We start from the raw sequence: 22,446 nt of genomic DNA on the forward strand, positions 1-22,446 counted from the left end.
AGTATTCCGTCCATGTTTTCGAAGATGCCAATTGCGACGGCGCTGGCGCTGGCGCTGTGTGCCCATGCGTCGGCTGCACCGGTAGCCCCCGGTGCCACGCCGGGCAGCCTGCTGTCCCAGTCCCAGGGCCTGCCGGCCGAGTTCGAACAGCACTTCTTTGATGTACCCCTGGCCGTGCGTGTGGAACTGGACCAGCAGTTTCTCGGCGAAGCCATGATTGTATTAGGGCGTGATGATCGGATGACCTTGCTGGAATTCACCGACACCGGTGACAGCAAGTTTTCCAACGGTGAGCGGGACAACTTGCAGCAACTAATGCAGCAAGGATTGCCCTTGGGAAGTTGCGAGCGAAGTTGTCCATCGCAGTGGCTGGCCGTGCACTACAGCCTGGAAAATTCCCTGGTGTCGATCCTCACTGAAAATGTGGAGCGCAATGCCCAGATTAAACAATTTTATGACCAGCCTGAGTCCGGCAGCCTCGGCCTGATTATCAATAACCAACTTAACCTCAATGGGGGGCAGGACGAAAAGCTTGGCGGCCGTTTTGGCCTGGAGGCCAGTTCCAGTCTTGGCAACTGGACCCAGGCCCTCAACCTGCAACTGTCGCGTTTTGGCGGCACCGACACCACCCTCTACCACGCTGTTCACGAGCTTTACACCCAGCGGGAGATGCAAGGCAATTTCCTGCGCCTGGGCTATTTCATGCCCGGTTCGGACGGCCTTACCCGGCAGATTCGCGCGTTCGGTGCCAACCCTGATACCGCCGTGGGCGTGATGTACGGCAGTTCCGACAGCCTGCTGATCAACAATCCCAAGCCCAGCGTGTACCCGATTCATGTCACTGCGAGCCGCCAGGCGTCGGTGGAGATTTACCGCAACGGCCTGTTGATCAACAGCCAACCGGTGGCTGCCGGCCTGCAAACCCTCGACACCCGGCCCTTGCCCGGCGGCATCTATGCGGTGGAGGTGCGCCTGATCGAAGATGGCCGCACCACCGCCACCACCCAGGAGCTGGTGTATAAGCCCAACAATTGGCGTAACGCTGACGAGCGTTGGCGCTACAGCAGCTTTATCGGTCGCGAAAGCAAGTTGTTCAGCAACTGGGACGAACAGGCCACTGGGTTCCTGACCTATGGCGCCGGCGTCAACTACCTGGCCCACCCCCGGGTGATCCTCGGGCTGTCCACGCGCAAAGTGCGCGAAAAATTGCAGAACGGCGTGTCCGTCGACTGGACCCTGGCCAACAGCAGCAGCCTGTATGCCAACGTCTACCAGACGCAGGACCACGGCACCGGCATGGACGTGCAAGCCATGCACAGCTACGGGCACGGCAGTGTGGTCCTCAGTCACAACCGCAGCTGGCTGGACACCCGCCGCACCTATGAAGTCCTGCCCGACGGTACGCGTTTGCGGCCCCGCACGACGTTTATCGGCCAGAACAGCAACTCATCGTTGTCGCTCAACCATCGTCTGAGCAACAAGAGCTCGATCAGTTCGCGCCTGGCCTACAGCCAAGGCAACATCGAAGGCCTGGGGCTGGACCTGGGCTGGAACCAGCGTGGGCAGTTGTTCGGCAGCGACGCCAACTGGCGCCTGTCGGTGTTCGACCGTCCCGGCACCGCTGCCACCGGTGACAAGCGCAACCGGGGCGTCGACCTCAGCGTCAGCCTGTCCCTCGGCGCCCCCGGCGAGCAATGGTCAGCCAGCCTTGGCACGCGCACCGACCGCGATGGCGGCCGCGACAACAATGCTTCGCTCACTTACCAGAAAACCCTCGAAGACCACGCGCTGCAAAGTGTTTCCGCCACCGCCATTGCTGATACCTATGGCGTCGGCCTGTCGGGGCGCGGCAGCTTCCAGACCGACGCGGTGTATGGCGATGCGTTTGTACAGCGCTCCTCGTTCAATGACGATTTCAGCGGCGGCCTCAACCTCAGCAGCACCGTGGCCGTGGGAGGCCGTACCGTCGCCTTGAGCAGCCAACCCCAGGGGCAGGGTGCCGGGATGATCATTGATGTGGACACCGACCTGGACGACATCACCCTGCGCGCCGATGACCTCACCGGCGGCAGCACCACCCTGCGCCCTGGCCGCAACTTTGTGCCGATCACCGCCTACAAGAGCAGCACCCTGGCGTTCGACTTCGAGGGCAATCACCCGCCCGCCGCCAACATCCAACCCACACGCAGCAACTACCACCTGAACAAGGGGGGCGTGGAGTACCGCAAGATCAGCGTGATGAAGACCGTCACAGTGCTCGGTCGCCTGCTTGACGCCCAGGGCAAGCCGCTCAAGGGGCATCACGTGATCAATCACGCCAGCCGTGGGGTCAGCGAAGTGGACGGGTTCTTCTCCATGGAAATGACCACCGGCGCCCCGACCCTGGAAGTGCGCTACGCCAACCGGCTGCTCTGTCAGTTCCGCGTGGACCCCGGCCAGGCGCGCCAGGAAAGCGATGTACTGATGATCGGCGACCTGCGCTGCACCCCGGACACCCTGGCCGACGCGTTACAGGGCACGCCAACCGCCGGTTGACCCCCCCTTCGACTCACGAGGTTGCAACAATGAAACGTATCTGGATTCTGGGCGCTGCCCTGTTGTTTTCCCACGTGGCCCAGGCCGGGCCGCAGATCAATGTCGGTGTGGTCTACGACTACCTGGACGCCGGCAAGAGCACCTACATGAAACGGGTGTTCAACGGCGGTACCTCCACCGCCTTCGTCAAGGTCAATATCCTCGAGATGATCTACGACAAGGACGGCAACTACTCCGAAGTGCCCCTGCAGGAGCAGGCCGGTGCGGTCGCCCGGGATGGCCTGATGGCCAGCCCGGCGCGGCTGATCGTGGCGGCCAACGGTACCCAGGGCACGCGCCTGTTGTTCATGGGCAACCGCGACAAGGAGCGTTATTTCCGCGTGCGCTTTGTACCGGTGGTGCCCCAGAGCGAAGACGAGTTCGCCGTGAGTGAAGAGGAGCGCGAGGAGTACAAGCAAAGCCTCGCTGCCGGCGTGCGGGTGCTGGCTGGCTACGGCACGGTGTTTTTCGTGCGCCCCAGCAAGACCCGCTTCGATACCACCCTCGACAACCAGGCTCAGCGCTACGCCCTGCGCAATCAGGGCAACAGTGTGGTGGTGGTCGATGAATTCAAGGACTGCGCCGTCGGCAACCCGCAGGACTGCCGCCCCACAGTCAGGCACCACGTGATGGCCGGGCGCTCGTTTGGCTTTGACAAACAAGCGGGGCGGGAATACCGCTTCAAGCTGATCGAAGGCGACGCGAAAAAAACAATCGAGGTCAAGGGCTGAGCCCTGGCGGTTCCGTCCGAGGTAAAAACGATGTTCAAGACACAGGCCTACGCCGCTTTACTGATCGCCGGCACGCTCGCCAGCTCCGTTTCCCACGCTGCCGTGGAGCGGGAAACCTTCGAGGTGTTCGTGCAAATCCCCACCCCTGAGTTTTTTGTGTTGCCCGTCGACCCGCTGCTGGTGCAGCGCGAACAACACCTGGCCTACAACCCGGTGTCCTCGCAGCTGAGCCCGTTACGGGCGCAGTTCGACGTGAAAAACATCGGCGGTGCCATCGCTGCGCGGCTGGCTGAGGAAGCCTACCTGTTCAATGGCCGTGACCGTGTCGACCTGCGGGTGACCTTCAACAATCAGCCATTGAGCCTCAGCGCCACGGAGGTGGTCTCCCGCCTGGACGCCAACGCCGGCAAGCGCGTGGCCCTGGAAATTGCCGCGATCAAACCGGCGGACGATTACCAGCCGGGGGATTATTTCGGCACGGTTCATATGGTGTTTGATGCGCTTGCGCCGGGGAGTCATTGATGAAGATTTTCAGGAGCGCACGGCTGGCGTGCGGTGCGGTGCTTGCGCTGATGGCCGGGACGGCTTTTGCGGGGTTTGCAGAAATCCGTGCCGAATTTCGTCCCGATCCATCGAACCCGATGGTTAATCGGTTTAATAACGTGACTCCCAGCAGTGGTTATTGCGAAACGTTTATCACGCTCTGTAAAGCACGCGGGTGGTTCAGTCTCAATCTGCCGCTGGGGCCGTTACCACAGACCACCGGCCGACCCGTAACCGCAAACCATAGTGACCCTCGTCAGGGGGCTTATTTGAAGGTGCCCTCGGAGTGGCGCACGGTTTCAGTCACTAACGAAAATGGAGATACGGCAGAGTTGGAAGTTCGCATATCCGGCATTGGTGGCCGACACGATTTGTACGGCAATATCAGTTCGATTACAGGTGGCGGTAATCATGAAAATCTGTGGAGTACCGGTCGCTGGCATAAAGCACCGGCGCCCTGTTTGCCCACCGGCGGGTTGAACGGAACAAACTATTACATCCTTTGGTTTTGGCTGGTCCCGGAAAACGCAGGTGCGTGTGCTACGCAAGCCTTGTTTGATATACCTCGGTTTGAGTATCGCTATATTCACTTCGGCTATGAACTGCGCACGCCCAATCCGCTGGCAATGCCGGCTGGTATTTATCGTGGTCGTCAGACTTACACCGTGGGGGCGGGGATGGACTTTGATTTCGGGGATTTCGTGGTACCCCACGACAATCTTGCCATCCTGGATTTCATCCTGGACGTCGACCACATCCTCAAAGTCGAAGTCCCCCCCGGCGGCAACCGTATCCAGCTCGAACCCCAGGGCGGCTGGCAGGCCTGGTTGCAAAATGGCCGCAAACCGACGCGCCTCGCCCGTGACCAGACCGTCAACCTGTGGACCAGCTCGCCGTTCAAGATGACCCTGGAATGCGGCGACCCCATGGGTAACACCTGCAGCGTGCGCAACCCCGCCGGCCATCAAGTGCCGCTGGATGTCGCCGTGACCTTGCCGCCGGGCTTGACCGACAGCGCCAACCGCCCGGTCAATCGTCTGCCGCTGCGGCGCGATGGCAGCGGCACCGAGCTGTTCCAGCCGAGCCGCTACGTGGACCGCAAACCCAGCACCCTGCATTTCGAGGTCAAGGCCGACGGCGTATCGCAGATGCTGGAACAGGGCAATGGCAGCACCTACTCCGGCGCGGTCACAGTGGTGTGGGATTCGCAGGTGTGAGCCTCAAGCGTTCAGCGCCTGGCGCGTCAACTGGCGGGCGAGTGCCTGCTTGCGTGCCGCCAGGTCATCCTGCAAGCGCTTGTAGGTCAGGTCGCTCATGGGTTCTTCGGTAAACACGCGGTTGTGGGGCAGGCCCAGTGTATCGGCCAGGGCTTGCACGGCCGGGCGCAGCGCCTGTTTGGCGGTGCCTTCGGCCTTGGCCCAGGCGTGCTGGGCTTGCTGCAAATCGTCCACCAGCCCGGACTGCTGCTGAAAGTACGCAAGGTTGCTCGCCAGCGCCTCGGCGTGATTGACATGCAAATAGTCTTCCCAGAACGACACTTCCAGCATGCGGTCGGCCAGCCCGTCGCCGCGCTCGCCACGCAGTACCTCGTGGTAGGCGCGTTCGAGCATGGCGGCGTCAACGTCGGCGGTTTCGCGGTAGACCATGTGACTGGCGAGCCAAGGCAGGTCCAATGAGTGCTTGAGGCCGGTCTGGTAGGCCGCGTGCACCTGCACCTCATCCACCGTACCCGGTACGCCGTCAAGCACATCGGTACTCAGGCGCAGGCCTAGGCCGCCCAGTTCGGGGGCGGCGATGCGTCGTGCGACTTCATCCTCGGCCAGCGCAGTCACCGCGTTCAGCCGGCAGACTTGGCGAGCCAGATTGGCCAACTGGTGAGTGAATGCCTGCGGGGTGAGCAAGGGCTGCTCAAGCCAGGTTTCATGCAGCAGCGTCTGCACGCCCAGGTTGTTGAAGATCTGCGCGCTGGCGTCGGCACAGTTACCGGGTTGGCCGGCCATCACGAAAAAGCGTCGGCGCAGCGGTTCGTCGGCGTGGATCGCGTCGAGCATGCGCCATACGTTGGCGGTCAGTTCGGCGCGGTTGCGGTTGTAGTCAGCCTGGTCGACAAGGTTTTCGAAATAGTCCGGTGGCTGCAAGCCGCGCAGCACTTCAAAAAAGCCCTGGGAATTGTGTTCCTGCTCCAGTTCGTCCCACTGTTGCTGGCGCTGCGCGCGCGCTGCATCGCTCAGGCCACGCAGCCAGAAAGCACTGTCTTGCAGCCCCCTGGGCGGGTAGTGGCGATAGGGGTCGAGACCAGAGGCGAGGCGGTAGCTGACCATGCGTTCCTCGTTCTCCAGGGTAAGGCGGTTGCGGTCCAGGCGGGTGCGCGCTACGAGGTCGGCCTCGGGTTGCCAGGGCAGAAATTGCGGCACGTGGTCGATGGTGGTGTTTTGCAGGTCAAGGTGAAAGTGCGACGAGCGGGTGTGCTCGAACAGGCCCTCGGGCCATTCGCGAATGCCAGTGTTGGCCAGGTACAACTCGCGCAAGTGACGCATCGCGCCGACGTCCGGGGGGGTGGTCAGGCGCCGGTTGTGGGACAGGTCCAGGGCGCGCAGGTGGGTGAGGCTGCTCAATCGCGCCAGCCGTGCGGGGTTCCAGCGCAGCGGGTTGTTGCCCAAGCCGAGCAGGCTCAGGTGCGGCATGGCGCTGATGGCGTGGGGCAGGCGGGTCAGGTGGTTGCCGGCCAACTCCAGGGCGACCAGGTTGGGAAACAGGTCGAGAAACGCGGCCTGTTCGTCGCCGAAGTTGCTGTCGACGAGGCTCAGGCTGGTGACGAAGGGAAAAGGCGAACGGGGCGCCGTATTGGCGTGCAGATGGCTGCCCAAGGGCCAACCTTCCAGGTCCAGGTGGCTGCCGGGGTGGCGCACACCGTAGTAGTCCACATAACCGCTGGCGCTGTTTTCCCACGCCTGGCACAAGGCGGTTTTCAAGCGTGTCCGAGTCAGGCGTTCGTCTTCCCGCGCGCGCAGGTTACCGCCGTGCCAGCGAGTGGGGGCTTGAATCCAGGTGTCGAGGTCTTCGATCAAGGTCTTTTTTTCGGTTTCCAGAATGGCCAGGGCCTGGCGGCCCTCAACCGTGTCCAATTGCTGGACCTTGGCGTTCAGGCGCTCGCCCCGCAGCCTCGGGTACAGCGCTCGGACCCGTTGCTCCACGGAAGGCGGCGACCCGCTGAGCAGCCGGCTTACCCACTTGAAGCGCGGGCGTTGCACCAGCCGCTGGGTTTCCCGTCGCGCTGGCGTTGGGTCGAGCAGCACATTGCGACGTGCCTCCTGGGTCTGCGTTCGCTCGATGACCCAGCGGCGTAAGCCGTCGCCATCGCTGAAACGCTCGCGCTGTGCGGCGGGTAAAGCCTGCAACACCGCACTGTAGAAGTCTGTGGCGGCGTTCGATGCAAGGCGGTAGCGGGCGTTTTCATCCCGCACCAGCACCTGTACGGTGGCGGCCTCTTCCGGCCCGGCCGAGCAACGCAGGTGGCCGCTGCGGCTGTGTTCGCGCACTTCCAGGCGCAGGTCGCCGAAGGCGTCGGTGTGCCATTTCAGGGTATTGATGATCAGGCGTTCGCTGTCGATGTGAAACAGCTGTGGCAGGTGCAACCCCTCCTGGGCACGGGCTTGGCGAGCATCTTCGGCCAGCTCTCGGGCCTGCTGGGCGAGGCGCAGCGGCACGCGGTTTTCGTCGCGCAGGGTGGCCCGTTCAGCGGGCCGTGCCTCGGCCAGCAGCGTCGTCACCGCGCTCGCCGGCAGGTCCGGTGCGACGCTGCGAACCTGCACACCGTCGGCGCTGTTGAGCAGATCGTCGTGGCCGTAGAGGTAGTCGAACACCGCGCGGTGGCGAGCCGCAAGTTGATCGGCGAGGTGTTCACGCAAGGCCTGGATGCGCTCGGTACGCGCAGCGGGCACGGTGGGCAGCAGCGCGTGTAAATGGCGCTCATCGAGGCTGTCCACCAGGCGCTCGGCGAGCTTGCCTTCGTTCAAGGCCATGCGGCTGATAGCCAGGGCTTGGCGCGCATCGCTGGCGCCGTAGCGCTGGTGGCTGCCGCTGAGGCTGGCGTCTTCGTACACATCGATGGCCTGGTCCGCCGGCCAGCCCGGCAATTCGGTGGCCATGTGCGGGCTCCAGTAAGTGTCCTGATCCACTGCTTTGCCGGCCCGCAGGTGATCGGGTAGGCGCTGTGCCTCGTCGTTGAGGCGCAGGCGCTTGAGGCTGTCCATCAGCAGCGGCGGTGGGGCATTGTTATCCGCATGCACGGCGCGCAAGGTGCCGGATTCGGTGGCGCTGATGACGCGGGCCTGTTCCAGTTGGGCGTCGCTGAAGTGATCCAGCGAGTGTCCCAGGCGCCGCAGCAGCGTGGCGTCGTCCCAACTGCGCGGGTCTTCCCCCTCATGGCGCCAGGCGCCGTCGCCGTTGTGGTCCAGTCGCGGCGCGTAGGCTTCGGGGCGGGTGGGGTGCTGGATGCGAAAGGTGTCGTTGGCATCCCGTTGCACCGCGTAGTGCATGCCGGCCAGGGTCAGACGGGTTTGCTGCTGGTGCAGGCCCAAGGCATCGCGGGCGCCAGGCGCGGGTTCATCCTGCAAGGCGTAGGGGCGCAGGTCCGGGTTCCACAGGCGGGTATGGCCGTTGACCTTGACCGGCTTGAGCTGGTCGATAAAGGCCGATGGCACCAGCTTGCCGGCGACGCCGAGAGCGCCCAGTTGCACCACATCGCTGACCACGCCCACCAGGTGCGCGGTGGCTTCCAGTGCTTGACCCTCGGCAAGATCGACCACGCCTTCGACCACTTCATCCAGCAACTGGTAGGCGGTGTAGGCCAGCATCAGCTCGCCGAGGAAGGGCACGAAGGGCGTGACCACCAGCAACACGACGTTGAGCAGTTCGTCGAGGATTTTGCTGACGTTGTCCCACCAGGCCCAGCGCGCGCGGCTGTCGCTGTCGGCGGTGGACACCGCCCGCTCGCGGGCGTCATTGAAGATCTTGTCGAGGGCCTGCTGGTAGCGCCAGGGCCATAGGTCGCGCTCGATGCGGTGCGTGCCGTAGGTCACGCGTCGGCCCTGTTGCAGCGCGGAGAAGAAATGCCCGCGCTGTTGCTGGTCGACGAACTGGCTGAAGTCGCGGCGGTAATCGGTGCTTTTGAGGCGGGCATTCAGCGCGTCCATGAACGCCGGGATACTCGGGTAGTCCTTGAGCGGTGCCTGTGAATCGTGGGGCAGGTAGACGGTGATGGGTACGTTGGCGCGGGCCTTGTCCAAGTCCGCTGCAATCAACAGTGGCCCGGTCAGTACGGTGTCGTGCATCCGCAGCGCATAAAACTGCATCACCCCGCGTTCGCCGCGCAGGGTGCGTTGCACTTGGTGGAAGCTGGCCGCGCTGATGTCCTGCCGGGCCAGGGCCATGTGCGCTGCCGCGTCGAGGGCGGCCTTTTGGCTGGCGATGACGGCAGGTTGCAGGTCCGGCCCCATCAGGTGGGTTTGCAGGTGCCTCTGGTAACGGGCGCCAAGGTCCAGCTCACGGCACAGGCGCACGAACTGCTCGATGCTGATGCGCGACGTGAGCGGCTTGATGTCGAAGTGGCCACGGGCGTTGGGGCGGCTGATGTAGCAAGAGCTGTCGCTGAAGGTTTCGCTGCGGGCAAAGTTGTGCAACGCGGCGTCCAACAGTGACACCGTGCGGCTGGTGCTGCCCTTGAGCACAGTGCCCGTGGCGGTGTGCAGGTACAGGTAAGTGTCCTTGACACTGTCGTGCAGACCATACCGTTCCGTCAGCGCTTGACTCAGCAGCGGCGCGGCAAAACCGTACACATCCTGGATGGCATGCAGGCGGGCATCAACGTCGTTCTGAGTGGTCCAGGCACGGGCGTTGGCCTGGCGCAGGCCGGTGGTCGCGTTGGCATGCCAGGGTGCGATAGCCAGTGGCGTGGCACGTAACGCCTCGGCCCTGCTCACGGAGGTGTTCAGTAGCCAGGGCGGTATTTTTTGTTTGATCAGCGAGTAGTGAGCGCCTGTGGACGGTTGGGACGGCTGCATGGCGAATGACCTTGATTTGAAAACAAGGCCATCAGCCTAAGGTGCGAACTTCGCCCCTGGGGTTACTTAGTTATGAGGTGGTGGCCTCTTCCTGAGTAGGTGAACAGGTCGTCGGCAGCGGCACGCAGGTGTTTATCGTGGCGCTGAACAGGCCATAGGTGTAGTCGAGCGGTTCGGTGGTCAGGCAATCCCTGACGGTCCAGTTACCTTCCCAAGGCGCAAGGTTGCCTGGGGCGTTGAAGACGAGTGTGGCGTCGAGGTCGAACCCCGGTTGCTCTGCGGCCGGCATATAAGGGGCCGTGGTGGGATGCTGACGCTGCCAGCGTTCCCACAACAAATCCAGGTGGCAGTGGTGCAGGAAAAATATCGGATCGTTGGGCGAGGTCGGGAACCACATGTTCCCACCGATCCAACGATGTACCGGGTCATGCAGCATGCCTTCGGCAAAGTTGACCCAACTGTCTGGCCCAGGCGAATAAGGCACCTTGTTCATTGCCGTGGCAATCAGGTTGGCGTCGGGCAGGTGCGCACCTGCCTCTGCGCCGAAGTCACGTCGCAGCCCCGGATCACCGAGGTCAAGGTCCCAGATTCGCACCTCGAACCTCCCTCGTTGTAGCGTAAAAGGGCCTGTGGTGACGCGGTTGTTTTGCCCGCTATCTCCATTGCCACCCATGAAGTTTGCGGTGAACGGATCATTGGGGCCGGCCATTGACCAGTCCCAGAATGGCAGCGTGATTGCTGGGTTGTTGGCGGCGGACTGCAAGGCGCGTTCGAACTGGCGCAGAAATACCCGGTGCCAGGGGAAAAACAACGGGCTGCGGTGGGGCATCGGGGAAAACTGTTCGTCACCGCCCATGGCATTTTTGTGTACTTGGACGAAGTCGTCATAGCGCCGTTGCCGGCCTGGGCGCAGGACGCTGTCCACGTCGTTTTTCAGCAGCAGTATTGCGTCGACGAAGGCGTCTTTTTGCTCACGGCTCATGTGCCGGTGGTTGACTCTGATGTCCATTTAAACAATCCCTTACTTGATATGAATGCAGGATGACTCTAGGCGCGTTGCACCGGCAGGCGATATCAACCAAGGCAGCAGGGTTCGTCGGAACGTCAGGACCTGCGGGGTAGGCCGCAGTGATAGTTCTGCGGGTGGTACGACAGTCAATGGCTATCACGTCGTGAGAGGACTAGTGGAGTCGCGCCGCCTGTTTTTCAGTGTTGACTGAAGCCAGTGGTGCACACAGGGTCTGGCTCCCCGGCTGCAGATACGGCATCAGGATCGGCGCCATGCCCTTGAGTACCTGCACCGGCAACGCCGAAGTGAAGGTGAAGTGCTCGGCGGACTGGCCGGGCACAAACGCAGTCAGTGTGCCGAAGTGGTGCTCGCCCAGGTAAAACACAAAGGTCGCGGTGCGGTTGATGGATTTGGAACTGAGGATGCGTCCTCCGGCACCAATCGCCTCGATACGGTTGTCGCCGGTGCCGGTCTTGCCGCCCATGGCCAGCGGCGTGCCGTCGGCGAGCTTGAAACTGCCGGCGACGCGTTTGGCGGTGCCGGCGTCCACCACCTGGGACAAGGCTCCGCGCAACGCCCTGGCCACTTCCACCGGGATCACCTGCTTGCCGGGTGCCGGGTCGTTGACCACTTGGGTTTCGTACGGTGTCCCGGCGGCGAAGTGCAGCGTGTCGATGCGTAGTACTTTGGGGCGTACGCCGTCATTGAGGATGATGCCCATCAGTTCCGCCAACGCCGCCGGGCGGTCGCCGGAGCTGCCGATGGCGGTTGCCAGCGACGGCACCAGGTGGTCGAAGGGATACCCCACGGCTTTCCAGCGCTGATGAATCTCCAGGAACGCCTCGATCTCCAGCATGGTGCGGATACGGCTGTCCCGCGCGCTTTGGTGGCGACTCTTGAACAGCCAACTGTAGACCTCCTGGCGTTCGAACTGGCTGGCCTTGACGGCGTCGGTGAAGGTCGCGTCGGGATGGTTGAGCAGGTAGCCCAACAACCACAGGTCCAGCGGATGGACCTTGGCGATATAGCCTTGGTCGGGCAGGTCGTAGGCGCCGGGGCCGTAGTCTTTGTAGAGTTTTTCCAGGCGTTCGTCGGTGAGTTTGATCGGGCTCTGGACGCCCGTCATATGTGAGCGCACGAACAGGTTGAAGCTCTCCTCGCTGGCGTTGGGCAGTAGGTAGCGATGCACGGCGGCCAGGCGGATCGGCGTAGGGTGCAGGCTGTCGAGGAAGGTGTCGAGGCGCGCCTGGGTGTCTTTCTTCTGGTACTTCTTCCAGAACTTGAGCAGGAAGGTGGTGCCTTCGCGGTCGGCGAAACCGGCGAGGTATTCCTGGCGGCGCGGGTCCTTGTCGTCCTTGAGCAGCTCGGCGCTGTTGTTCTCGCCGGAGTAGGTGACGTAGCGCACCACATCGCGCATCAGGCGAATGAATGGCAGGTTGATCGACTCGCGCAACGCATCGCGCAGGGTCGGGCTGCGGCCGTTGTCCTGGCTGCGGAAGTTATGGAAGGTGTGCAGGCCGCCGCCGGTGAAGAAACGCTCGCCGGGGCTGGCCGAGTAGGTGCGGTCGAGGGCGGCGTCGAGCATCTTGGCGAGGGATTTGTCCGGCGCCTGGATCAGGTAGTCGACGGCCCAGCGGCTCAGACGGTCCTGTTCATCCACGCTGGCTTTTTTCAGCTCGGCCGGGGTCTGGGCGGCGTATTTGGCGTGCAGCTCGCTGATGATTTGCAGGTAGGTGGTGAGCACCCGCAGCTTGGCGGTGGAGCCCAGTTCCAGCTTGCTGCCTTCATTGATGTCGAAGGGTTGGTCGGTGTTGTCGGTTTGCACGCGCACCCGCGAGCCGTCCGGAGTCAGTTCGAACAAGGTGAAGCTGTAGCGTACCTGGGCGGTGCTGGTGGGGGTCAGCAAGCGCTCGCCGAGCAGGCCGATCTGGCGTGCGTACTCGGGGTCGGCGAGGTGCTTGAGGTAGTCGCTGACCTGGCCCTGCAGTTGCGCTTGCAGGGTGCTGGTGGCCGAGAGGTCCAGGCGGTCCAGGTCGTACAGCGGCCGGTCGAGCAGGGCGGCGAGGCGGCTGCGCGCCACGCTGATGCCCTTGTTGGTTTCGATCGGTTGCACCGTGGGTTGTTGTACCCAGTCGCGGTAGGTGACCTTGCTTGCCAGTGCCGCCTTGAGCAGCGCCGGTTCGATCACGCCGTTCTGGGCCAGCAGGCGCAGGTGGCTGTCGGTAAGTTGCACCAGTTCATCGCGACCCTTGGTCAGGTAATGGGACGGGCGTCGCTGGGCAATGATCAGTGACAGCACTTCGCGCAGCGCCAAGCCTTGCTCGGCACTCACCGGACCGAGCAGCGCCTGGTTGACCCGGTTGAAGTCGGCGCCATACCACACCCGCAGCCCCTCAGCCATGCCGTGCACTTCGCCATGGCCGGGCACCGCTGACAGCGGCACGCTGTTGAGGTAGTCGCGCAGGATGTTCTGCCGCGCCGTTAGGGTGTCGGGCCCGGTGTGGTAAGCGCGTACGGCGGCGGAAAACATCTGCCGCAGTTTCTCGCCACCCGACAACGTCAGGCCGTCCGGCGAGTGGCGGTATTTCTCCAGTTGGGTGGCGAGGGTGCTGCCGCCGGCGCTCTGGCCGGGCAGGTGCAGCAGCTTGGCAACCTGCGACCAGGCGGCCTTGGCGAAACGCGGCCAGTCCACGGCAGGGTTGGCCTGGGGTTGGGCGGGGTCGAGCAGCTCGCGGTTTTCGATGAACAGCAAACTCTGGGTCACCAGGGGCGGGATGGCCGCGAAACTGGCATAGAGTTGTTGTGGATAGTTGTACTGGTACAGCGGCACGGCGCGGCAATCGGTGATCGACAGCCCGGCCTGGATTTTTTCCACATACGGCACAAACAGGCCCTTGGCGCTGTAGTCCATCAACGCCTTGGAAAAATGCGCCTGGGCCTCGATCACATAACCGCGCTTGAGCAGGCGCGGCAGGAAGGTATCGAGGTCGCTGTAGCCCAGGCGCCGGTCGAACGGGCCGGCACCGGGATAGACAATGGCATCGCTGGGGCCGGGCTTGACCTGATAGGTCAGGTTGCGGGCCAGGCGGCTGAGTTCCTGAGCCTGCAAGCGCGAGGTCCGCATCTCCTTGGCGGTGGCAAAACCCAAGGCGACCAAAGCCATTATCACGATCAGCCAGAACAGGCGGCGGCCGTATCGGGGCCTGGGTTTATTTTCGGGTGACGGCGCTGGGTCCGAACTGCCTTGTACTTTCGCAGCCTTGGTCGAGTCGGTTTGCCACAGTGCGCCCATAGTCGATTGATCCTGAACACGCAGATTGATCGGACTTGCCTGAAGCTTAGTCGCTGGGGGCTGTGTGTGAGGGAAATCTGTTTTGTTTGTAGGAGATTTTCAGCAAGGGTAGTGTGACCTTTGGTCGCCCCAGGCAGGTAAGATGCTCCTGTAAAATCACGTTATTGCGGGTTCTTTAACTAAATAGAGCCTTATTTATAGTGAATGACCCTGACTCCGGCTTTTTATACTGCACGCCCCGCCGACATTGCTCGATGGCGGGCATTCCAATAACAAAATGAGGTTGTACCCCTATGCCCGTCGGCAACCCACTGCCCCACGGCGAGACCGCTCAAGGCGGCCCGCTCAAACGCGAACTCGGTGAACGGCACATTCGCCTGATGGCCCTCGGTGCCTGCATCGGTGTCGGCCTGTTCCTCGGCTCGGCCAAGGCCATTGAAATGGCCGGCCCGGCGATCATGCTGTCGTACATCATCGGCGGCCTGGCGATCCTGGTGATCATGCGCGCCCTCGGCGAGATGGCCGTGCACAACCCCGTCGCCGGTTCGTTCAGCCGTTACGCGCAAGACTATCTCGGCCCGCTGGCGGGCTTTCTCACCGGTTGGAACTACTGGTTCCTGTGGCTGGTGACCTGCGTTGCGGAGATCACCGCCGTTGCCGTGTATATGGGCGTGTGGTTCCCCGACACGCCTCGCTGGATCTGGGCCCTGGCCGCCTTGATCAGTATGGGCACGATCAACTTGATCGCCGTGAAGGCGTTCGGTGAATTCGAGTTCTGGTTCGCGCTGATCAAGATCGTCACGATCATTGCCATGGTCATCGGCGGCGTCGGCATCATCGCGTTTGGCTTTGGCAACGATGGCGTGGCGCTGGGCATTTCCAACCTGTGGACCCACGGCGGCTTCATGCCCAACGGGGTGCAAGGCGTTTTGATGTCGCTGCAAATGGTGATGTTCGCCTACCTGGGCGTCGAGATGATCGGCCTCACCGCCGGTGAAGCGAAGAACCCACAGAAGACCATCCCCAGTGCCATCGGCTCGGTGTTCTGGCGCATCCTGCTGTTCTACGTCGGCGCGTTGTTCGTGATTCTGTCGATCTACCCGTGGAATGAAATCGGCACCCAGGGCAGCCCGTTCGTGATGACGTTCGAGCGCCTTGGGATCAAGACTGCTGCGGGCATCATCAACTTCGTGGTGATCACCGCCGCGCTGTCCTCCTGCAATGGCGGCATCTTCAGCACCGGGCGCATGCTCTACAGCCTGGCGCAGAACGGCCAGGCACCGGCCACCTTCGGCACCACCTCGAGTAATGGCGTACCGCGCAAGGCGCTGCTGTTGTCGATCTTCGCGTTGTTGCTGGGCGTGCTGCTGAACTATCTGGTGCCAGACCAGGTGTTTGTCTGGGTGACTTCCATCGCCACCTTTGGCGCGATCTGGACCTGGCTGATGATCCTGCTGGCCCAGCTCAAGTTCCGTAAGAGCCTGAGCCCGGCCGAGCAGGCAGGGCTCAAGTACCGCATGTGGCTGTACCCGGTGAGTTCGTACCTGGCCCTGGCCTTCCTGGTACTGGTCGTCGGCCTGATGGCCTACTTCCCGGATACCCGCGTGGCGCTGTATGTGGGGCCGGCCTTCCTGGTGCTGCTGACCGTGTTGTTTTACGTGTTCAAGCTGCAACCCTTGAACGCTGCCCAGCGCGCCACGCGTCCAGCGTAGTGCTCAGTGCGCCTGTTGCGCCAGTTGTGCCTCCTCGGTCAACTGGCGCACCAGGCGGTTACGTTCGGCAATCTCCAGTTCGACCAGGGATTGGCGGCGCTCCAGGTATTCGTCCGAACGCCGGTCCGCCACTTCCTGGTTCAGGTTGTTGAGCTGCTGGCGGATCACGTTTTCGATCACCGAGAACGGTTCCGGATAGCTCTGGGTCAGGTACTCGATCCAGAATTCTTCCATCAGTAAGGCATTTTGCTGCGCCTGGGTACGGCCCAGGGCCTGCAACTGGGTGCGGGCGTCGGTGATGTCCTGCTCGGTCACCCACTGTTCCGCGCTGTAGAGCATCTGTTCGGCGCCGATCGGCAAATTGAAGTCCGTGCGCAATTGCGTGCGGTAGTGAAGCGTCACTTCGGCTTCGTCAGGTTCAATGCCTTCCTGGTGCAGGCGCTCGATGCGCTCCTCGGCCAGCCGATCCACCTCCCGCAGATAAAACAGGCTTTTCGCCAGGGCGAGCAATTCGCGGTCGGCCTGGTTGCTTCCGGCCTGGCTGCGGGCCCTGTGCACTTTGTGCTCGATCTCCATATTGATAAACGCCAGGATCGCGCCGTCGCCGCAGGTCCCGGCGACATAGGTGTTGAGAAATACCCGCTCGCGCAGTTGTGTGGACTCGCCCATCGCCTCGAGCAGCACCCAGACTCGGGCGGTCAACGCTTGTCGGGTGGCGGCGTTGCGTCGATAGGCCCAGGACTGGGTCAGGTCGCGCAGCACCCTGAAGGCATCGTCGGGGCTGGCGCCTTCGCTGCGTTGCAGTTGCTGCCACAGGGTCTGACGCTGAGTCTGTTGTTGCATCGGCACGCCGGCCATCCAGTGCGTGACATCGGTATGCAACGCCGGCTGGTGCGTAATGCCTGGCAGTGCTCCGCCCAGCACGATACCGGTGCGCTCGCGATAGGCGCGAATCCTGGCCAGGGTGTCGTCGCTCAGCGGGTTGTCATGCAGGATCGTGTTGCGGTTGGTGGGGCCCATGCGCACGTCGGTGTACACCGCGTCGGGAATCGTGGTCAGGCGGTTTTCCTGCAGCAACAGGCTGCGCAGGCTGCTGCGGGTCTCGGCGCCGATGGGCCACTGGTCGATGTTGGTCTGGCGCAGCGACAGCACCCTCAGGTGCGGCATGCGTGAAACGTCAGGTGTCAGGCCCAGGGGGTTGCCGTCCAGATAGAGGCCGTCCAGCCGGGTCAACCCCGCCAGTCCGAGGCGAGAGGGCTCGTTGAGCACAATCGCGTTGTCGGTCAAGTCGAGGTTTTTCAACTGCTTCATCTGGCTGATGCTGGGGGGCAATGCGTCGAGCATGCAGTCGATTCTAAGGTGCGTGAGACCGGCGAATTTGCTGAGAAACGCGTCCCCGGTGGCGGGGAATTCATCACCGTCGATCCGCAGGGATTCAATGTGTTCGAAGGCGCGGGTGCCGAGGATAAAGTCCGGGTCGGGCAGGTTGTTGCCGCCCAGGCGCAGCTTCAGGTGGTGCGTGTCGAACAGCCCGGTGTCACTGTCATAGGCCAGGTGGGTTTCCTGGCGCCAGGCCTTGAGGATTTGTTCGGACAGGTTACGCCGTACGCCGTAGTTCCAGCCCACCGGGTCGGTGGCGGGATCGTCCACGGGCTGCGGCGTCTCGACCCAGCGACCCAGGGCGTATTTCAACGACTGGTACTCGGCCTTGCGCCGCTCCAGTTCGAGCAGGGCCGCCGGCTCGCTGAGGCCCAGGGCGTCGATCAGGTCGCGGGCCTTGGCGTCGCTGAAACTGGTGTAGATCTCCTGGACTTTCTTGACCAGGTCCACCGGCTGGTGACCACCGAACGGCCAGACGTTGCGCAGGGAAAACGGGTAAGCCTGGAACGAGCTGTTGACCGACATCGGCGGCTGCAACCAAAACGGTATATGAGGCACACCGAGCAGGTTCTTGATCGCGACCCGTTGGCCCAGGGCCAGGTCGGCGATGGCGTGCCGCAGCGGTGCCAGGTCGTCGCTGCCATCCAGGCCCAGGGCGCTGCGCTCGCCATCGGTCAGCACCAGGTTCACGGCACCCAGCAGGCTGCTGGTGCTGTCGGCTGGTTCATTGAGTAACGTGCCATCGCGGTCGTAGGCCTGGTAGCCGCCGTCGATCTTGACCAGGCTGCGGCGGTCGATGCCGCTGGGCTGGCCGGCACTGTGCAGCAGGTTGCCGCCCAGGCTGGCATCGCGGATGTCCACACGCAGGTTGATGGGCCAGTGCGGCAGGTCCTTGAGCAGGTGCAGGATGATTTTTTCGCTGTCGGGGTTGGCCGGGGTTTCCAGGTATAGGCCCTCGTAGGCGCGGTTCAGACGCGCATCGTTGGCGGTGAGCCGCGCCTGTTCGGCGACGCGCAGGCTGACTTGATCGTCCTCGTGCAAGCGCTTGAGTTCTCCGGGGCTTGAATGATCGAGCAGGGCGGTGATCGCGCTGAGGGGCAACGCCGGAAAATGCCGTTGCAGGCGACGCTCCAACGCCGTGTTACCGCGTTCAGTCTGGGTATAGAGAATGTCGAACAACTGGGCGCGTTCACGCCAGGCATGCTCGGCGATTTTCTTCGAGAGTTTGAACAGCCGCTCTTGCTGGGTGGCAGGCAGTTCACCCAGCAGCGCGCGGCAGACGGTGTCGTTCAAGGCAATGTTTTTCAGCGGTTCCAGGCCACGGCTTTCCTCTTCGCTCAGGCGGATGATGGCGGCGTCGGCCGAACTGCGGCTCGGGTAGCGGCTGGCACGTCCGTCGCTGCCAACGATCTCCAGCGCGTGGCTGTCCGGCCAGTTGGGCATATTGCTCATCAACAGCAATTGCAGGGACGGTCGTGCGTTGCGCGTGGCGGAATACACCGTCATGGCCTTGATGAACTGCAGGATCTCCCGCTCGATGCGAAAGCGCTTGCTGGTGTCGAGCAGCAGCGGTGGCGGGGGCAGGCTGTTGCTGTGCACATCACGCAAGGCGCTGGCGGGGGTGTCGGTGATGCGCAGGATGTGCGTGGCGGTCGGTTGGTCGACGTTAAAGTTCTCCGGACCCAGGCGATAGAACAGCCGGTGATCGTCCCAGGCCATGGGGTTTTCACTGGCCAGGCGCCACGCGCCGCGATGGTTGTGGGCCAGGCGCGGGGTGTCGACGCCGACTTTTTCCGGGTGTTTGAGCCGCCACAGGCGCAGGCGCTGGTCGAAGGTGATCGGGTAAAGCGAGCCATACAGCGGCAGTAACTGCTGGCCTTCCCATTCATAGATGCCTTGGGCGTCGGGCTTGAGATCATGGGGCAGGATCACGCTCTGTTCGTATTGGCCCAGGGATTGATCCAACAGGCTCACTTGGCCTTCGGGGCTGCGGCGGGCACTCATCAGGTCGCCGAGGGTCTTGCGCAGGCCTTTGGCGTCACTGGCGCTGGTCATGCCCAATTGCAGGCGTTCGTCCGGTTGCAGCACCGACCCCACGGCCAGGTAGAAACTGTCGACGTCCGGCGATACCGGAATCGGCCCGGCGTTGCGCATGTCGTAGGCCTCATAGCGGCCCCCGCCGTAATGCAGCAGCTCCACGGTGGTGTCGTCCGGTCCGCTGGGTACGTAGCGATCGCGTGCCATGCCGCTGCTCATGTCGGTGACCACGAAGTGGCGCTCGAAGGTATTGAGCAGCAGGCTGGCAGTGAACTCCCTGGCCCACAGGTCGGTGTCGGGGCTGAAGGCCCTGGGGTGGTAGAGGCCGTCGATCACGGCGTCGATGCGTAACGCGGTACGATGGTGTTCGAGGTTGTCGCGCACTGCGTCCGGCAGGCTGCCGTTGCGCAGGAAAGCGGTTTGCTCGTGGCTGTCCAAGGGCGTGCGCAGCAGCAGTTGTTGCACGTTGGCGGGTGTCAGCGGCGGGAAGCGTTCGCGCAGGTTCTTCAACACTGGGGTCACGCTCACTAGCGGCGGAGCGACCTGCATCGGCAGCAGGTCGCGGGTGCGGTCATCCACCGCCAGCTCGGCGCGGGTGTAGCCGTGGTAGCGGGTCATGGCGCTGAACAGGGCCAGGCGTCGCGTCCGTGCCAGCTCGCTGATCTGCAGGCGGATCCGCGCAATACGCTGGGCGGTCGTGAGGTGCGGGCTGCCTTCCCTGCCGAGCAGCGAGCTGGCAGGTTGTGCTTCGAGGATCAACTCGAACAGTTGCTCCTGGGCCGGCACGCTGGAAGCAGGGTCCGTCAGGCGACTGTAGGTACCGTCATCGCGGCGCATCAGTTCGATGCGGTGGGTAAGGCCATTGTCGGCGGCGGCATAGCTTTCGATCAGTCTGCCGTGCTGGTTATGCACGTTGATCCGCACGTCAGTCGGCCAGGCAGGTACCTGGGTCAGCAGGCAGAGCACCGAGCCGTCGGCATGGGGCGGCATGTGGCCGCGACGGTGAAAGTCCTTGATCAACTGTTCGATCACCTGGTCGGCCTGCAGGCGGCGCACGCCTTCGATCAAGGTGACCGGCGCCGCCTGGCCGCTCCACACCAGGTCCAGGATGGCGCGCTCGGTGGCGGTGCTGCGCAGCATCATTTCCATATCGACGCGCGGTACGGCGGAGGAGCCATTGGGCAGCATGCGTTCGGCCAGTTGAATATCGGAGAGGGTGTGGGCGTTGTGCAGGTCGAGGGTCCAGGCCTGGATCGCCGGATCGAACAGGATCGGTGGCGTGAGCGGGCTGCCGTTTTCCAGCTTGAGCACAAAACGCATCAGCTTGGTGTCGTAGCTGACCTCTACCACGCAGCGCTGGCCGTTCTGTTGCAGCCAGGCGTATTGGCGGCTGTCGACCTTGAACACGCCCTGGGGGTTGGCGATCTGGCCGTCGAGCAGGTGCTGGTCGAGGATCGCGTAGGGGCCGATATCCGGTTTCCACAGCCAATGAGTGCCATCGGCCTTGGGCATTTTTCGCGGGTTGCCCAGTCGGTGCAGTAAGTGTTCGATGCGCAGGCGATGCACGCGGCCGGCGGTGGTGATCAGCAAACTGTTGACGGCCAGGTCGACACTGTCCGCCAGGGCTGCGGCGAACTCGTTGGCCTCGCCCCGGGCGGCCTGGTTGATGCCCACGATCACGCTGTAGGCGAGGCTGCCAAACATCGCGGCCTGCATCACGCGGTTCAGGCCGGTCACGCCGCCGGGCATGGGGGTGAGCAGAAATTCCAGGATTTCCTGGCCAATCGCTGCGGCGCCGTCGATGACGGCTTGCAGGTCACGTTCCGAGCGGCGTGTGGCCAGGGTGGCAAGGTTGGCCTGATATCGCTGCACTTCGCGGTAGGTGCAGGCTTGTACCAGGGTTTCCGCTCGGCCGTGCTTGGGGTCGGGGGTGAAGCGCAGGTTGTCGAGGGTGCGTTGCGGGAACAGGCGGTGGAAGGTGTCGTACAGGAACCCTGCGGCAGGGCTCAGGCCTACCGGGCGTGGTGCGTCCTTGAGCAACTGCTTGAAACCGTGCATCTGGGTCATCGGCAATTGCCGGGCGAACCAGCCGAGGTCGCCGTTGGCGTGGCTGTCCTTGAGTTGCTTGAGAAAGTCGGCCGCTGCTTGCCGGCTGTCGGTATGCAGGCGAAAGGCCCCGCCCGGGCGAAACGGAAAATATGACAACACCTCGCGACTGCCCACCCGGATCACCAGCAGCGGCACCGGGACCGTTTCCCCGGAGGGCACGAAGGGCACGGCAGGCAGTAGGGTGATGCCGGTACTCATGCCCAGCGTCTCGAACGCCAGCGCCGGGCCGTTGCCGTCGATGGCGCCGACCAGGCTGTCATAGTGCGCACGGGTCACGCCGGTGACGGCGCGGTTGCGGTAGGCCTCCAAGGCTTCGAAACGCAGGCACGCCTGGGTGCTGGCGTGCAGCAGCTTCTGCAGTGTGCTGCCTTCGCCGAGGGCACCCTGCAGGCGGGTGTGCAGTTGGCCGCCGAGGTCGAGGTCGCGGGCTATCTGGATAAATTCGCTGACCGTCAGCTTCGACTGTTCAGCGCCGCTGAGGTAGGACGCATGCACGAAGGTATGCCCCGAGGCCTGCGGCTGCTGGGTGGCGAAATCGAAGTTCAGGCACGCGGCTTCCCACAGCGACAGGGTGGAAATGTGGGCGCGGTATTTCCACTCATCGTAGGCCCGGCGAAACCGTCGCAACGAGGCGCCAAGCCTGAGCTTGCTGGCCCTGGGTTCCCACGGCAGTGGCGGTTGTTGCTCTTCCAGATAGCGGGTGTGCAGGTAGATGGCTTGCGGGTCGAGACCACCGAGTTTGTCGCGCAACTGGCCCACCCCCTCGGTCTCGAACGCCTGAAGGAAGGTGTTGTTTTGCGCATCCACCGCCTTGAGGGCGAGGTGGGCTTCGCGTTGCAGCCTGACGTAATCGCGCTGCTGTGGCAGGGTCAGGCTGCTCATCGTCCGCGCCAGGTTGGTGCGGATCATCTCCAGGGCTTGCTGACGCGCCCAGGATTCACTGGATTGCAGGTTGCCCGACAATCCATTGAGCAGTAGGTGGGTAGGCATGGGCCAT

At 63.2% G+C, this 22,446-nt stretch carries 9 protein-coding genes and 1 pseudogene; 5 read left to right on the top strand and 5 right to left on the bottom strand.

Annotated elements, in window-relative coordinates; all coding sequences use genetic code 11:
- Positions 1–12 precede the first annotated feature (12 nt).
- Genes ACZRMO_RS02110 through ACZRMO_RS02125 form a run of 4 tightly spaced genes read left to right on the top strand, consistent with a single transcriptional unit; the run spans position 13 to position 5,065 of the window.
- Positions 13–2,535 carry a CS1-pili formation C-terminal domain-containing protein gene (locus ACZRMO_RS02110; protein WP_463971740.1) on the top strand — a complete coding sequence of 841 codons (2,523 nt, stop codon included), beginning with the start codon at positions 13–15 and terminating at the stop codon, positions 2,533–2,535.
- Positions 2,536–2,564: 29 nt separating this feature from the next.
- On the top strand, positions 2,565–3,305 hold the full coding sequence (locus ACZRMO_RS02115) for a molecular chaperone (RefSeq protein ID WP_463971741.1): 741 nt from the start codon (positions 2,565–2,567) through the stop codon (positions 3,303–3,305).
- A gap of 30 nt (positions 3,306–3,335) precedes the next feature.
- A complete protein-coding gene (locus ACZRMO_RS02120) occupies positions 3,336–3,827 on the top strand; it encodes a CS1 type fimbrial major subunit (RefSeq protein WP_463971742.1) in 492 nt (163 codons plus the stop codon).
- Positions 3,827–5,065, top strand: coding sequence for a hypothetical protein (locus ACZRMO_RS02125; RefSeq protein ID WP_463971743.1), 1,239 nt, complete (start codon positions 3,827–3,829; stop codon positions 5,063–5,065). Before ACZRMO_RS02120 ends, ACZRMO_RS02125 begins: the two co-directional genes overlap by 1 nt.
- Positions 5,066–5,068: 3 nt before the next feature.
- Here the strand turns inward: ACZRMO_RS02125 and ACZRMO_RS02130 are convergent, their stop codons facing one another.
- From ACZRMO_RS02130 to ACZRMO_RS02145, 4 genes and pseudogenes are all read right to left on the bottom strand, one after another.
- Positions 5,069–7,870, bottom strand: a complete 2,802-nt coding sequence (locus tag ACZRMO_RS02130) for an NEL-type E3 ubiquitin ligase domain-containing protein (protein WP_463972119.1) — start codon at positions 7,868–7,870, stop codon at positions 5,069–5,071.
- 1,116 nt (positions 7,871–8,986) lie between these two features.
- Positions 8,987–9,910, bottom strand: a pseudogene (locus ACZRMO_RS02135) (dermonecrotic toxin domain-containing protein); the annotation flags it as partial.
- Positions 9,911–9,980: 70 nt separating this feature from the next.
- Positions 9,981–10,919 carry a tyrosinase family protein gene (locus ACZRMO_RS02140; protein WP_463971744.1) on the bottom strand — a complete coding sequence of 313 codons (939 nt, stop codon included), beginning with the start codon at positions 10,917–10,919 and terminating at the stop codon, positions 9,981–9,983.
- A 172-nt stretch (positions 10,920–11,091) separates the two neighbouring features.
- Positions 11,092–14,211: a transglycosylase domain-containing protein gene (locus ACZRMO_RS02145; protein WP_463971745.1), complete on the bottom strand. Its 3,120-nt coding sequence runs from the start codon at positions 14,209–14,211 to the stop codon at positions 11,092–11,094.
- A 293-nt stretch (positions 14,212–14,504) separates the two neighbouring features.
- Here ACZRMO_RS02145 and ACZRMO_RS02150 point away from each other — a divergent pair, with 293 nt between their 5' ends.
- Positions 14,505–15,923 carry an amino acid permease gene (locus ACZRMO_RS02150; protein ID WP_463971746.1) on the top strand — a complete coding sequence of 473 codons (1,419 nt, stop codon included), beginning with the start codon at positions 14,505–14,507 and terminating at the stop codon, positions 15,921–15,923.
- A gap of 3 nt (positions 15,924–15,926) precedes the next feature.
- On the opposite strand, the gene ACZRMO_RS02155 is transcribed toward ACZRMO_RS02150, so the two are convergent.
- Positions 15,927–22,439, bottom strand: a complete 6,513-nt coding sequence (locus ACZRMO_RS02155; protein WP_463971747.1) for an NEL-type E3 ubiquitin ligase domain-containing protein — start codon at positions 22,437–22,439, stop codon at positions 15,927–15,929.
- Between the last annotated feature and the right edge of the window lie 7 nt (positions 22,440–22,446).

This window comes from Pseudomonas sp. B611 (assembly GCF_055407965.1).